Consider the following 13,850-nt stretch of genomic DNA (forward strand, 5'->3'; position numbering starts at 1 on the left):
GCGCCCGGGTGCTCCGCGAACGGATCAGCCGTACATCCGGCGCATCGCGAAGTCGACCATCTCCTCGACCGCCTTGGCGTCGAAGACGATCCGGTGGTCGCCCTCCATGTCCAGCACGAAGCCGTAGCCCGACGGCAGCAGGTCCAGCACCTCCGCGCCGGTGATCACGAAGTACTTCGACTCCTTGCCCGCGTAGGCGCGCAGCTCCTTGAGCGTGGTGAACATCGGGATCACCGGCTGCTGGGTGTTGTGCAGCGCCAGGAAGCCCGGGGTGTCGCCGCGCGGGCAGTACACCTTCGACGTGGCGAAAACCGCCTGGAAGTCCTCGGGGGTCATCGCCCCGGTGGTGAAGGCCCGTACGGCCTCGGCCAGCGACGGCGGCGACGGCTCCGGGTAGAGCGGCTGCTGCTGGCCGTAGCCGGCCTGCGGCGGCGGCTGGTGCTGACCGTAGTGCTGCCCGGCGTGCGCGCCGTGCCCGGGGTGGCCGGTGTGGCCCGGGTGGCCGCCGTGACCGGCGTGCTGCCCCGCGTGCCCCGCGTTTCCGGTCTGGTCGTAGCCGTACATGGGCGCAAGCGTACTGACTCCGGGACCTCTTTCCGTTCCGCGGTGGGTGGTTCCCGGCCGGAGGGCCCGCCGGGCCGGGCGGGACGGCCGGACGCCGAGGCGCGCTCCGGGGAGTTCCGTCACAGTCGCGCGGATCGGGTTGCTTCTTATTACCGGCGGGTAGCATGATGAGAGCTACTTTCTGGTACGCGTAGGGAGGAGTCTCCTCCCCCTATCCACTACGGAGCCGTCGCCATGGGGCACTACAAGTCGAATCTCCGCGACATCGAGTTCAACCTCTTCGAGGTACTCGGCCGCGACACGGTGTACGGCACCGGCCCGTTCGCGGAGATGGACGTCGAGACCGCCAAGAGCGTGCTGGCCGAGGTCGCCCGCCTGTCGGAGAACGAGCTGGCCGCCTCCTACGAGGACGCCGACCGCAACCCGCCGGTGTTCGACCCCGAGACCAACACCGCACCGGTCCCCGAGTCCTTCAAGAAGAGCTACCAGGCGTACATGGACGCCGAGTGGTGGCGGCTGGGCATCCCGGAGGAGATCGGCGGCACCACCGTCCCGCGCTCCCTGCTGTGGGCCTTCGCCGAGACCATCCTCGGCTCCAACCCGGCCGTGTGGATGTACGCGTCCGGCCCTGCCTTCGCCGGCGTCCTCCACGAGGAGGGCACCGAGGAGCAGAAGAACATAGCCAAGCTGATGGCCGAGAAGCAGTGGGGCTCCACCATGGTCCTCACCGAGCCCGACGCGGGCTCGGACGTGGGCGCCGGCCGCACCAAGGCGATCAGGCAGGACGACGGCTCCTGGCACATCGAGGGCGTCAAGCGCTTCATCACCTCCGGTGAGCACGACATGTCCGAGAACATCGTGCACTTCGTCCTCGCCCGCCCCGAGGGCCACGGCCCGGGCACCAAGGGCCTGTCGCTGTTCATCGTGCCCAAGTACGACTTCGACTGGGAGACCGGCGAGCTCGGCGAGCGCAACGGCGTCTACGCCACCAACGTCGAGCACAAGATGGGCCTGAAGGCCTCCAACACCTGCGAGATGACCTTCGGCGCCAACCACCCGGCCAAGGGCTGGCTGATGGGCGAGAAGCACGACGGCATCCGCCAGATGTTCAAGATCATCGAGTTCGCGCGGATGATGGTCGGCACGAAGGCCATCGCCACCCTGTCCACCGGCTACCTCAACGCGCTGGAGTACGCCAAGGAGCGCGTCCAGGGCGCCGACCTGGCCCAGTTCACGGACAAGACCGCCCCGCGCGTCACCATCACCCACCACCCCGACGTGCGCCGCTCGCTGATGACCCAGAAGGCGTACGCCGAGGGCATGCGCTCGCTGGTGCTCTACACCGCCGCCGTCCAGGACGAGGTCCTGGCCAAGGAGGCCGCCGGCGAGGACGCCTCCGCCGCCAAGCGCCTGAACGACCTGCTGCTGCCGATCGTCAAGGGCTACGGCTCGGAGAAGTCCTACGAGCAGCTCGCCCAGTCGCTGCAGACCTTCGGCGGCTCCGGCTACCTGCAGGAGTACCCGGTCGAGCAGTACATCCGGGACGCCAAGATCGACACCCTCTACGAGGGCACCACCGCGATCCAGGGCCAGGACTACTTCTTCCGCAAGATCGTCCGCGACCAGGGCCAGGCGCTGACCGCCCTGTCGGAGGAGATCAAGAAATTCCTGGCCGAGGCCGCCGGCGGCGAGGACCTGGCCGGCGCCCGCGACCAGCTCGCCAAGGCCGCGGGCGACCTGGAGGCCATCGTCGGCACCATGCTGACCGACCTGGCCGCCACCGAGAAGGACGTCAAGTCCATCTACAAGGTCGGCCTGAACACCACCCGCCTGCTGATGGCCTCCGGCGACGTCGTCGTCGGCTACCTGCTCCTCAAGGGCGCCGCCGTGGCCGCCGACAAGCTGCCGGGCGCCTCCGCCAAGGACAAGGCGTTCTACGAGGGCAAGATCGCCGCCGCGAAGTTCTTCGCCGCGAACATCCTGCCGGGCGTCGGCGTCGAGCGTCAGATCGCCGAGACCACCGACCTGTCGGTGATGGAGCTGGACGAGGCCGCCTTCTGAGCGGATCCCGGCCGGATCTGTGAGCGGCGGGCCCGCCGGATCCCCCGGCCGGCCCGCCGCTCCGCACGGCACCCGGTGTCCGCCCGCCCTCGGGGGCGGGCGGACACCGGGCGGGCGGTGGCCCCGTTCCCAGGTCAGGGGGGAGCGGGGCCACCGCCGTTCGTATGCTGGGACGCATGAGCACTTCCCGCCGCTTCGACCGTGGCCACACCGACGATCTGGCCTCCTTCCTCACGGCCTCGCCCACCCCGTACCACGCGGTCGCGACCGCCGCCGAGCGGCTGGAGAAGGCGGGCTTCCGGCGGCTGGCCGAGACCGACGCCTGGGACGGCGGCGTCGGCGGCAGGTACGTGCTGCGCGGCGGCGCGATCATCGCCTGGTACGTGCCCGAGGGCGCCGCGCCCGCCACCCCCTTCCGGATCGTCGGCGCCCACACCGACTCCCCGAACCTGCGCGTCAAGCCCGTGCCGGACACCGGCGCGGCCGGCTGGCGGCAGATCGCCGTCGAGATCTACGGCGGCACCCTGCTCAACACCTGGCTCGACCGCGATCTGGGCCTGGCCGGACGGCTGGCCCTGCGCGACGGCTCCACCCGCCTGGTGAACGCCGACCGCCCGCTGCTGCGCGTCCCCCAGCTCGCCATCCACCTCGACCGGCAGGCCAACGAGGGCCTGAAGCTGGACCGACAGCGCCACATGACGCCGATCTGGGGCCTGGGCGAGCCCCGCGAGGGCGATCTGGTGGAGTTCCTCGCCGCCGAGGCCGGCCTGGACGCCGCCGACATCGCCGGCTGGGACCTGATGGCCCACAGCGTCGAGCCGCCCGCCTACCTGGGCCGCGACCGCGAACTGCTCGCCGGGCCGCGCATGGACAACCTGCTGTCCGTCCACGCCGGGACCGCCGCCCTGATCGCGGCCGCCGACGCGGGGGACCTGCCGTACGTCCCGGTGCTGGCCGCCTTCGACCACGAGGAGAACGGCAGCCAGTCCGACACCGGCGCCGACGGCCCGCTGCTGGGCAACGTGCTGGAGCGCTCCGTCCTCGCGCGCGGCGGAGGCCCCGAGGACCGCGCGCGGGCGTACGCGGGCACCGTCTGCCTCTCCTCCGACACCGGCCACGCCGTGCACCCCAACTACCCCGAGCGCCACGAGCCGGGCCACCACCCGATGCCCAACGGCGGCCCGATCCTCAAGGTCAACGTCAACCAGCGCTACGCCACCGACGGCACCGGCCGCGCCGTCTTCGCCGCCGCCTGCGAGCGGGCCGGGGTGCCGTGGCAGTCGTTCGTCTCCAACAACGCCGTCCCCTGCGGCACGACGATCGGCCCCATCACCGCCGCCCGGCACGGCATCGCCACCGTGGACATCGGTGTGGCGATCCTGTCGATGCACTCCGCCCGCGAACTGTGCGGCGCCGACGACCCGTTCCTGCTGGCGAACGCTCTGACGGCCTTTCTGGAGGGCTGACGGGAGCGGCCGTCCGTGTCCCCTCGCGGCGTTCTCCGGCGGCCCGCCGGAGGCGCCGGGGCGGGACGGACGGGACGGACCACGGGGAGGGGCACGCGCGGTGCCCCGAATGCAAGTCCCGCCCAGGGGTACCCGGTTGGTTGAACGAGCCCTCAACCAGCCGGACGGAGGCGGTTTTTCATGGGCATGGCACTGACCATCGTACTGATCGCGGTGGGCGCGATCCTGACCTTCGGGGTGAGCTGGGAGATCTCCGGGGTCAACCTCGATGTGATCGGCCTGATCCTCATGGCCGTCGGCTTCATCGGGCTGGCGTCGTACGTGGCCATCTTCAAGCGCCGCCGTGTGCAGCCGCCGAGCCCCGCGGCCCCGGTCATCGAGGAGAACCACCGCCACCAGTGGCGCGCCTGACGCGGCGCCGGCGCCCCCGCCGGGGAACGTACGGCGTGTGCGCGGCCCGGCCGCACCACCACCGGGCCGCGCACACGCCGTACGGGCGCATACGCGCGGACGAGCTCCGGCGCTACTCGCCGTCCAGCCCCGCCAGCACCAGCGGCAGCCGGGAGGCGCCGCCGGCCGTGACGCGTACGGGCACCCCCCAGTCCTGCTGGTGGACGTGGCAGGCCGGGTACTCCGTCGCCGGGTCGTCGTCGCAGGAGGCGGCCATCGCCGAGACGTGCAGCACGCCCTCGGTGACGCCGTCGGCGAGCACCAGCTCCCGGCTCAGGTCGGTGCCCCGGCCCGCGCCGTCCGCCAGCAGCTCCGGCGGCGTGGAGCCGACCAGCAGCCGGGTGGCGGGGCCGTAGCGCGTGTCCAGCTTCTGGCCGGGCGGGGCCTGGAAGACCACGTCCAGCCGGAGCGTGCCCGGCGCCACCTCGGTCGCCTCGCGCCGGGTGCGGTGGGCGACGGACTCCACGCGCACCGCCTCCTCGGGCAGCCGCAGCCGGGTCAGCCGGTGGCGGGCGGACTCCACGACCACGATGTCGTCCTCCACGAGGACGGCGTCCGACGGCTCGCGCAGATCCGTGGCGAGCGTGGTGACCTCGCCGGCGGCCGGGTCGTAGCGGCGCAGGGCGTGGTTGTAGGTGTCGCAGACCGCCACCGAGCCGTCGGGCAGCGCGGTGACGCCCAGCGGATGCTGGAGCAGGGCCTGGCCGGCCGCTCCGTCGCGGTGGCCGAAGTCGAACAGGCCGGTGCCGACCGCCGTGCGCACGGTGAAGCCCGTACCTCCGCCGTCACCGCCGCCGTCGCCGTCGCCGCCGTCACCGCCGTCGCGTTCGATCCAGCGCAGTGCCGAGGTCTCGGAGTCGGCCACCCACAGCCGGTCCCCGGCCGCCGCGAGGCCGGACGGCTGCGCGAACCACGCCTGGTCCGCCGGACCGTCCACCAGGCCCTCGTTGGTGGTGCCCGCCGCGACCGAGACCGTGTCCGCCGCGGGGTCGTACGCCCAGAGCTGGTGGACGCCCGCCATCGCGATCCACAGCCGCCCCTCCCACCAGGCGACGTCCCACGGCGAGGACAGGTCCACCTCGCGCGCCGGGCCGGAGACGGGCGAGCCCTGCCACCACTGGCGGCCCGTGCCGGCGAGCGTGGTGACCTCGCCGCCGTCCGGGTCCCACGCCCGCAGCGCGTGGTTGACGGTGTCGGCGACGGCCACCCGGCCGTCCGGCAGCAGCGCCAGGCCCTGCGGCTCGTTGAAGCGGGCCCTCTCCCCCGGCCCGTCCGCCAGCCCGCGCTCCCCGTCGCCGATCCGCCGCACCACCGTCTCGCCGTCCGGCTCCAGCTCCACCAGCCGGTGCCGGGTGGTGTCGGTGACCAGCAGGTTGCCCGAGGGCAGGACGAGCGCCTTGCCGGGGAAGCGCAGATCGGTCGGCTCCGGCTCCGGCGGCACGTAGGGGCCGTCGCCGCGCCGCAGGGTGCCCTTGGCCTCGTGCTCGGCCTCCAGCTCCGCCACCAGCTTCTCGATGGCGTGCACGTGGCCCTCGCCCGCGTGCTGGGCGACGACGTACCCCTCGGGGTCGATGACGACGAGGGTGGGCCAGGCGCGCACCGCGTACTGCTTCCAGGTCGCCAGCTCGGGGTCGTCCAGGACGGGGTGGTGGACCTCGTAGCGCTCGACGGCGTCGACGACGGCCCGGTGCTCGGCCTCGTGGACGAACTTGGGCGAGTGGACGCCGACGACCACCACGGTGTCCCGGTGCCTCTCCTCCAGCTCGCGCAGCTCGTCGATGACGTGCAGGCAGTTGATGCAGCAGAAGGTCCAGAAATCAACAATTACGCACTTGCCCCGCAGGTCAGCGAGGGTGAGTTCCTTGCCGCCGGTGTTGAGCCAGCCACCCTTGCCCACCAGTTCCGGGGCCCGTACGCGTGCGCGCTTCGTCATCCGTCCATCGTGCCTGATGGCCGGCGGGCCCCCGGACGCCGGGGCGGTCCGCCCCGGTGTCCGGGGGCCGCAGCGGTCCTCGGTTTCGCGCGGCGCACGGGGGACGGCGCGCGGAGGGCGGCCGGTCGTCCACCCCGAAGCCCGGGCGTCAGGGCGTCAGGGCCTCGTGCGGCTTCCCGTTCCCTCGGGCGCCCGTGCGGAGGGCGTCCAGCGACCAGCGGCCGGGGCCGAGGGCGGCTATCAGCAGAAAGGCCCAGCAGAACAGCGCGGAGGGCTCGCCGCCGTTCTCGATGGGGAACAGGCCCTCGGGCTGGTGCACGACGAAGTACGCGTAGGCCATCGAGCCGGAGCAGACCACGGCCGCGGTCCGGGTCCCGAGGCCGGCCGCCACCAGGAGGCCGCCGGCGAGCTGGATGACCGCGGCCCACCAGGAGGGCCACTGGCCGGCGTCCGGGACGCGGCCGCCGTGCGGGCCGCCGAGCACGTCGAAGAGGGTGGCCGCGCCGTGGCAGGCGAAGAGGAAGCCGACGACGACTCGGAAGAGTCCGATGACGTGGTCGCGGCCTCCGTCCAGCAGGGCCAGGGGGGCGGCGGCCGGGACGGCGGTGGCCTTCCTTCGCATGGTGTGCTCCTGGGGTGGGGGGTCCGCGAGCTTTCCGGACATGCGACGAGGTGTGACTGGACGGTGCCAGACCGACGGGCATTGGTCTAGACCTAGCGCACCGTAGACCCGCGCCGACCGGTTGTCTAGACCACTCGCGCGTACGTCCGCCCCCGCCCGTCTCCGTCCGTCCCCATCCGCCCCCCGGGCCCCGCGGGCCGCGGCCGCGCCGGGGTCCCGGTGCGGCCGCGGCCCGCGGGCGCCTCAGCGCGGCGGCCCGGCGGCCTTCGGTGTCCGGCGGGCGAACACGGCCAGCCGCAGCACCAGGAACCGCACCACGGTGACCGTGACGTACGCGGCGGCCAGCACCAGGGCCTCCGCGGCGGGGGTCGGGTCGTCCGCGATCTGCCGGTAGCCCAGGACCGCGGCCCCCGTCAGCAGATAGCCGAACACGAAGAGCAGCCCGGCGCCGACGTGGGCGCGGACCGGGCCCGTGGCGGACCCGCGGAAGGTCAGCCGCCGGTTCGCCTCGGTGTTGGCGAGGGTGAGCACCGTCTGCGCCACCAGATTGGCCACCAGCGGCGGCCACCAGGTCCGCAGCAGCCAGTAGAGCAGGGCGTGCCCGACCGTCGAGGCGATCCCGATGGCGATGAAGCAGCTCAGCTCCCAGGTCAGGGCGCCGCGTCCGCCCCGGTCCGCGACCACCGCGTCGGGGTGCTCGGCCACCGGTCCGGGGCGGGGCGGCAGCTCCGCGACCGCGTCCCCCGCGGACTTCATCCGCGCCACGCGCCACAGGCCCCGCAGGTCCTTGACCGCGGTGCCCACCAGGTCGACCCGGGTGTCCAGGTCCTCGACCCAGTCGACCGGCACCTCGTGCACCCGCAGGCCGTTGTGGTCGGCCAGCAGCAGCAGCTCGGTGTCGAAGAAGAAGCCGTCGTCCCGGGTCAGCTCCAGCAGCGGCCGCAGCACCTCGGTCCGGGCCGCCTTGAAGCCGCACTGGCCGTCGCTGAACCGGACGCCGTGGGTGAGGCGTATGAGCGCGTTGTACGAGCGGGAGACGAACTCGCGGCGCAGCCCGCGCAGGGTGCGGGCGCCCGGGGCCAGCCTGCTGCCGATGGCCAGGTCGGAGTGGCCGTTGGCCAGCGGGGCTATGAGGGGCAGCAGACCGTCCAGGCCGGTGGACAGGTCCACGTCCATGTACGCGACGATGTCCGCGTCGCTGGCGCCCCAGACGGTGCGCAGCGCCACCCCCTTCCCCTTGCGGTCGAGGTGGACCACCCCCACGCCCGGCAGCTCGGCGGCCAGTTCGCGGGCCACCTCCAGGGTGCGGTCGGTGCTGGCGTTGTCCGCGACGGTGATGCGCCACGGGTAGGGCAGCTCGTCGCGGAGCCGTGCGTGCAGGGTGCGCAGGCAGCCGGGCAGGGCCCGCTCCTCGTTGTACACCGGGACGACGATCTCGACGGTGGCGGTGCCCCGGGCGGCGCGGGGGAAGCGGACGGAGCTCTGGAACGGCCCCGTCCGTAAGGCGGTCGGCTCGGAGAGGACGGACTCGGGGACGGCGGGCTGGGAGGGGACGGACTCGGAGGGTGCGGGCCGGGAGGGTGCGGACCCGGACGCGGTGACCGGCCGGCCGGCGGCTCCGGCGGCGGTGGTGCCGTGGGAGGTGTTCACCATGACTCCTCGTGTGGGTGCGGTGGACGTGCGGGCCTGCCGCGTCGAAGCCGGAAGGGCGGGGGCCGCTCGGCCCCCGCCCTTCCGTCGCCTCCGCGGAGGAGCGCGGGATCGGCGCCCGGCTCCGTGCCCGCTCTGTCAGGTGGTGCCGGCTCCGGCACGCTCGTGGACGGTGTCCCCGCCCTTCCCGGCCCCTTCCGGGGCGCGGCCCGGCCCGGCCCCGTGCCCGGTGCCGTCCGCGGAGGACACGGAGGGCGCGGGGGAGGCGGGGGGCGCGGCACCGTCCGCGTCCGGCAGGTTCCTCCTGATCCACAGGGGCCCGAGGGCGAGCAGCGCGAGACCGGTGAGCGGGTACGCCGCGGCCACCACCTGCTCCCACGCCGCCAGGGCCATCGGGGCCGGCGGGGACTCCTGGATGCCCACGAGCATGAAGACCCGGACAGTGAAGACGGCCACCAGTACCGCCGTGGCCGCGGCCAGCGGCAGGGAACGCGTCCGGTGGGACCGGACGGCCAGCCAGACGAGCAGCGGGATCACGTAGACCCAGTGGTGCTCCCAGCTCACGGGCGAGACCAGCAGGCCGGTGACCGCGATCGCCGAGAACCCCAGGAGGTCGGAGCCGCGGCGGAACGCGAAGAGCGCCACGGCCGTCCCCCACAGCCCGACCACCGCCATGACCAGCAGCCACCAGCTCGTGAACTGCTCGCTGGACAGCGCCCGCGCCATCGCGCCGGCCAGGGACTGGTTGGGGGTGTCGAAGACGCCGCCCGCGCGGGAGGAGTGGAACACCAGGCCGCCCCAGTACCGTGCCGCGTCCTCCGGCAGGACCAGGAAGCCGACGGCCACGGTGGCCAGGAAGGCGGCCAGCGCGTTGCGGGCCGCGGCCCAGCGCCGGGTGACGAGGAGGTAGACGATGAAGATCAGCGGGGTGATCTTCAGTCCCGCCGCGATGCCGATGCCGACCCCCCGCAGGCGGTCGGAGCGGCGGCTGAAGTCCAGCAGCACGAGCAGCAGCAGGAACATGTTGATCTGGCCCGCTATGAGCTGGATCCGCACGGGGAGCAGGCAGGCCGCGAGGACGAGGCCGACGACGGTCAGCACCGACCGGGTCCGGTCGTCGCGCACGCCGGCGATGCCCAGCGACAGCCACACCACGGCGCCGAGGGCCACCAGCGAGGCGCTGTTCCAGACCAGGGAGGCGGCGCCCACGGGCAGGAAGGACAGGGGGACGAAGAAGAGCAGTGCGGTCAGGGGCGGGTACAGGTAGGGCATCTCCCCGTACAGGGGGGAGATGATGACGAGGTCGTAGAGGGAGGCGCCCTCGCGGACGGTCTCGCCGCTGGCCAGGTAGACGGTCAGGTCGACCGTCCACCGCTGGCTCCAGTAGTCGTCGCGGGTGTAGATCCAGGACGCGGCCAGGGCCAGCGCCACCGAGACCGCGACGACGGCGGACCAGGTGAGCAGCGTGCGGCGGTCTCCGCGGCGTCCGGGGGACACGGGGGTCGGGGTCATCGTGCCGCCTCTTCGGGGTTCCGGGTCCGCCGCGCTCAGGCGGGGATGTCCTGGCCGGTGGCGTCGGCGACGAGCGAACCCCTGGCCGTGGTGTCACGGCTCTCGAACAGGCGCGGGTGCGCCCGGCGTATGCCGCCCACGACCAGGTCGTAGGGGAAGTCGTCGAACTCGCCGTGCGAGCGGATGAACTCCATGTGCCTGCGCCCCTCCTCGTCGTAGGGGTGGTACATGCTGTCGCCGCGGCCGTCGAACTCCAGCGGTTTGATCTTGTAGAGGCGGCACAGCAGCGCGTTGAACACGGGCGTCACCTTCACCCACTTCCCTTCCAGCAGGAGGGTGGTGAGGCTGTGGAAGGTGAAGACCCGGCCGCCCATCAGCTCCTCCAGCTTCGGGGAGGCCAGGTGGTTGCGGACGTCGCCGTAGTAGAGGCGGCTGGGTACGCCAACCGCCCGCATGGCCGCCGCGTACACGATGGACTTGTGGACGCAGAAGCCCATTCCGCGTTCGATGACGGAGCTGGCCTTCAGGCCTTCGCGGGAGAGGTCGGCCCCGTAGACCTCGTAGTGGATGCCGTCGCGTACCTCGTAGTAGAGGGCGCGGGCCCGCTCGATGTCGCTCATCCCCCTGCCGCCGTCCGGCAGCACCCGGTGGACGAGGGCCTGTACGGCGTCGCTGTCGTGGTCGAGGAACTCGGTGGCCCGCAGCAGGCGGTCACCGGCGGTCGGTGCGGTCATGGCGGTGTCTCCTCACAGTCCGATCATGGTCGCGATGCGCTGGCGCTGGATCTCGGAGGTACCGGAGTAGATGGTTCCGGCGACCGCGTTGCGCAGGTCCTTCTCCAGGCCGTACTCGGCCGTGTAGCCGTAGCCGCCGAAGATCTGGACGGCGGCGAGCGCGGTGCTGACGTTGCTCTCGCTGACCACCAGCTTGCTGATGGCGATGTCGACGGTGGCGTTCTTGCCGGAGTGGAGCTTGTGCGCCGTGTCGTAGAGCCACTTGCGGGACGTCTCGACGGCCATCGTCATCTCGACGATCTTGTTGGCGACCGACTGGTAGGAGCCGATCGGCTGCCCGAACTGGGTGCGCGTGCGGGCGTACTCCACACAGCGCTCCAGCCGGTGCTGCATCTCGCCGAGGTTGATGACGAAGGAGCACAGGATCTCCCACTTCATCACGTGGTCCAGGATCAGGAACCCGGCGCCGGGGGACCCTACGACGTTGGCCGCGGGGACCCGGCAGTCGTCGAGGAACAGCTCACTCAGCGGGGAGGTGCGCAGCCCCATCTTGGCGATGGGGCGGCCCACCGACAGGCCCGGTGTGCCGCGTTCCACCAGGAACGCGGTGAGCGCCGCCGGGCTGCCCTTCCGCCCGGTGCGGGCGTAGACGACGAACACGTCGGCCACCGGGCCGTTGGTCACGAACGCCTTGCCGCCGTTCAGTACGTACTCGTCGCCGTCGCGCACCGCCGTGGTGCGCATCGACATAACGTCCGATCCGCCCTCCGGCTCGGTGATGGCGTGGGCGCCGATCAGCGAGCCGTCGCAGACGCGCGGCAGGAAGCGCCGCTTCAGTTCCGCCGAGCCGAAGCGCTGGAGCGGGATGCCCGTGCTCACCATGTGCGTCGAGGCGGAGAAGCACAGGCCGCCGTCCCGGCAGGCGTTGCCCAGCCCCTCCAGCACGTACATCGTGGTGGGCAGGGACTGGTCGAGACCGCCCCACTCCGTGCCGAAGGGAAGCCCCAGCAGGCCCGTCTCCCGCAGCAGTTTCCACGCGCCGGCGGAGAACTCGCCGCCGGCGTCCCGCTCGACGTGTCCCTCGCCGAGCACCGGGCCCAGCCGCTCGGCCGCCGCGCGCAACTCGCGCTGCTCATCGTTCCACGCTGTCACTCCGCATCTCCTTCGTCGGTTCCGTCGGTTCCGTCGGTTCCACCGGTGCGCCGACTCCGTGGTGCCGGCCGGGCGGCGCCGGCGGGGCGGTCTCGCGCTCACGCGGTGGCGGCCGCCCCCGGGGCCGGTTCGGGGGCCGGTTCGGGGGCCGGTTGCGGACTCCGGGCCCGGCGCAGCGCGTTGCGGTCCACCTTTCCGGTGGAGGTCACGGGCAGCGGCTCGTCCGTGATCTCGAAGACCGCGGGGATCGCGGTCCTGGGCAGCGCGGCCGCGCAGTGGACGCGCAGCCCGAGGCTGTTCAGCCCCGAGCCGGGCGTGCGGCGCACCACGGCGCACAGCACGTTGTCCCCGGCGGCGTCCGGCACCGCCAGCACGGCCGCCTCGCCGACCTGGGGGTGGTCCATGACGACCCTCTCCACCTCCGCGAGGTTGGTGCGCACCCCGCGGACCTTCACCTGGTGGTCGCCCCGACCGGTCAGGAACACCAGCCCCCGCTCGTCGCGGCGCACCAGGTCGCCGGTGCGGAACCAGCCGTCGCGCCACCGCTCCCGGCCCGGTGTCCGGCCGAGGTAGCCGTGCGCCTGGAAGGGGGTCGCCACCACCAGCTCCCCGGAGCCCGCGCCGGTCACCGTCCGGCCCTCGTCGTCCACGATGCGCGCGCCGACGCCGTCGATGGGCCCGCCGATCGGCACCGCCGCGCCCGAACCGATCTCCTCGGGGGTGATGCGGTGCAGGAAGCTGTCGTTGGTCTCGGTGCAGCCGTAGACGTTCCACAGCCGGGCGCCGGGGAACGTCGCGGCGATCCGCTCCAGCAGGCCGGGCGGGGCGGCGTCCCCGGTGAGCAGCACGTCCCTCGCCTCGGGGAAGACCAGGCCGCGCACGGCCGCCACCTCGGTGACGAGCCGGAAGAACAGCGGCACCGCCTGGAGCACGTGGGGCGCGCGGGAGACGCACAGGTCGGCCAGGCGCACCCCGTCCACCCCGTGGTCGGGGTCGACGAGTTCGGCGCAGCCGCCCGCCGCGAGCGTGGCCCACACGTCCAGCAGGCAGAGGTCGAAGTTGAGCGGGGCGTAGTTGAGCACCCGTGTTCCGGGGCCGATGCCGAAGCGGCCCGCCGCCCAGGACATGAAGCGGTCGGCGCCCAGGGAGTCGAGCACCACCGTCTTGGGCGTGCCGGTCGACCCGGAGGTGGTCAACAGCAGGCCCGCGCCGGGCGGGAGGTCCCCGCCGCCGTCCGGCGCGGCGCCGGACGGGCGCGACACGACGGCGGGAGGACCTCCCGGACCGGCCTCGCCGGCGCTCAGGACGTGTGTGCAGCCCGCCTGCGCGCACAGGGAGGCGAGCGCCTGCGCGCCCAGACCGGCGGACGGCAGCAGGACCCGCCGTCCGGCCCGGAAGCAGGCGATGAGGAGCGCGACGGTCTCCGGCGACTTCCGCGCGGGCACGCACACCGGCGCGCCGTCGGCGATCCGCAGGGACACCAGCTCCGCGTGGGCGGCGTCGGCCCAGGCGGACAGCTCCGCGTACCGCAGTACGCGGCCGTGCCAGGACAGGGCCGGGGCGTCCGGCCGGGTCCGCGCCTGTTCGGCGAAGAGTTCCACGAACGATCGGGACGGCATGGGGTCTTCCCTTCACGTCGGACGGGCGTGGCGGAGCGGCCCGGACGGACCGGCGGGGCGGGCCGTCCGGGCGGGCTCGGCCGGAGG

The 13,850-nt window shown here is 73.2% G+C and carries 11 protein-coding genes; 3 read left to right on the forward strand and 8 right to left on the reverse strand.

Annotated features, from left to right (window positions below):
* Positions 1-24: 24 nt before the first annotated feature.
* The gene (locus BMY40_RS07870) at positions 25-564 is read right to left on the reverse strand and encodes an SseB family protein (protein ID WP_093656989.1); all 540 of its coding nucleotides are present in this window, start codon (positions 562-564) and stop codon (positions 25-27) included.
* Between the two features lie 234 nt (positions 565-798).
* Here BMY40_RS07870 and BMY40_RS07875 point away from each other — a divergent pair, with 234 nt between their 5' ends.
* From BMY40_RS07875 to BMY40_RS07885, 3 genes are all read left to right on the forward strand, one after another.
* The gene (locus BMY40_RS07875; protein WP_093656991.1) at positions 799-2,625 is read left to right on the forward strand and encodes an acyl-CoA dehydrogenase; all 1,827 of its coding nucleotides are present in this window, start codon (positions 799-801) and stop codon (positions 2,623-2,625) included.
* A gap of 176 nt (positions 2,626-2,801) precedes the next feature.
* Entirely contained in the window at positions 2,802-4,091 is a 1,290-nt protein-coding gene (locus tag BMY40_RS07880; RefSeq protein ID WP_093657757.1) for a M18 family aminopeptidase, read from the forward strand.
* Positions 4,092-4,271: 180 nt separating this feature from the next.
* Entirely contained in the window at positions 4,272-4,502 is a 231-nt protein-coding gene (locus BMY40_RS07885) for a DUF6458 family protein (protein WP_093656993.1), read from the forward strand.
* Between the two features lie 112 nt (positions 4,503-4,614).
* Here the strand turns inward: BMY40_RS07885 and BMY40_RS07890 are convergent, their stop codons facing one another.
* From BMY40_RS07890 to BMY40_RS07920, 7 genes are all read right to left on the reverse strand, one after another.
* The gene (locus tag BMY40_RS07890; RefSeq protein WP_093656995.1) at positions 4,615-6,474 is read right to left on the reverse strand and encodes an NHL domain-containing thioredoxin family protein; all 1,860 of its coding nucleotides are present in this window, start codon (positions 6,472-6,474) and stop codon (positions 4,615-4,617) included.
* Between the two features lie 148 nt (positions 6,475-6,622).
* On the reverse strand, positions 6,623-7,096 hold the full coding sequence (locus BMY40_RS07895; protein ID WP_245769938.1) for a DoxX family protein: 474 nt from the start codon (positions 7,094-7,096) through the stop codon (positions 6,623-6,625).
* Positions 7,097-7,339: 243 nt separating this feature from the next.
* Positions 7,340-8,749, reverse strand: a complete 1,410-nt coding sequence (locus tag BMY40_RS07900) for a bifunctional glycosyltransferase family 2/GtrA family protein (RefSeq protein ID WP_177213922.1) — start codon at positions 8,747-8,749, stop codon at positions 7,340-7,342.
* Positions 8,750-8,884: 135 nt separating this feature from the next.
* Positions 8,885-10,258, reverse strand: coding sequence for a glycosyltransferase 87 family protein (locus tag BMY40_RS07905; RefSeq protein ID WP_093656997.1), 1,374 nt, complete (start codon positions 10,256-10,258; stop codon positions 8,885-8,887).
* A 35-nt stretch (positions 10,259-10,293) separates the two neighbouring features.
* Positions 10,294-10,992, reverse strand: coding sequence for a transglutaminase-like domain-containing protein (locus BMY40_RS07910; protein WP_093656999.1), 699 nt, complete (start codon positions 10,990-10,992; stop codon positions 10,294-10,296).
* A gap of 12 nt (positions 10,993-11,004) precedes the next feature.
* Positions 11,005-12,144, reverse strand: coding sequence for an acyl-CoA dehydrogenase family protein (locus BMY40_RS07915; RefSeq protein WP_093657001.1), 1,140 nt, complete (start codon positions 12,142-12,144; stop codon positions 11,005-11,007).
* Positions 12,145-12,242: 98 nt separating this feature from the next.
* Complete coding sequence (locus BMY40_RS07920; RefSeq protein WP_093657003.1) at positions 12,243-13,763, reverse strand: AMP-binding protein; 1,521 nt, start codon at positions 13,761-13,763, stop codon at positions 12,243-12,245.
* Between the last annotated feature and the right edge of the window lie 87 nt (positions 13,764-13,850).

Origin of the sequence: Streptomyces radiopugnans (assembly GCF_900110735.1) — a bacterium.
In the GTDB taxonomy this organism is placed as follows: Bacteria; Actinomycetota; Actinomycetes; order Streptomycetales; family Streptomycetaceae; genus Streptomyces; species Streptomyces radiopugnans.

Bases quoted from the DNA above. Each gene is read 5' to 3' on its own strand.
- BMY40_RS07880 (WP_093657757.1), top strand. From the start codon at position 2,802: ATGAGCACTTCCCGCCGCTTCGACCGTGGCCACACCGACGATCTGGCC.
- BMY40_RS07920 (WP_093657003.1), bottom strand. From the start codon at position 13,763: ATGCCGTCCCGATCGTTCGTGGAACTCTTCGCCGAACAGGCGCGGACC.
- BMY40_RS07905 (WP_093656997.1), bottom strand. From the start codon at position 10,258: ATGACCCCGACCCCCGTGTCCCCCGGACGCCGCGGAGACCGCCGCACG.
- BMY40_RS07895 (WP_245769938.1), bottom strand. From the start codon at position 7,096: ATGCGAAGGAAGGCCACCGCCGTCCCGGCCGCCGCCCCCCTGGCCCTG.
- BMY40_RS07910 (WP_093656999.1), bottom strand. From the start codon at position 10,992: ATGACCGCACCGACCGCCGGTGACCGCCTGCTGCGGGCCACCGAGTTC.
- BMY40_RS07870 (WP_093656989.1), bottom strand. From the start codon at position 564: ATGTACGGCTACGACCAGACCGGAAACGCGGGGCACGCGGGGCAGCAC.
- BMY40_RS07885 (WP_093656993.1), top strand. From the start codon at position 4,272: ATGGGCATGGCACTGACCATCGTACTGATCGCGGTGGGCGCGATCCTG.
- BMY40_RS07875 (WP_093656991.1), top strand. From the start codon at position 799: ATGGGGCACTACAAGTCGAATCTCCGCGACATCGAGTTCAACCTCTTC.
- BMY40_RS07890 (WP_093656995.1), bottom strand. From the start codon at position 6,474: ATGACGAAGCGCGCACGCGTACGGGCCCCGGAACTGGTGGGCAAGGGT.
- BMY40_RS07900 (WP_177213922.1), bottom strand. From the start codon at position 8,749: ATGGTGAACACCTCCCACGGCACCACCGCCGCCGGAGCCGCCGGCCGG.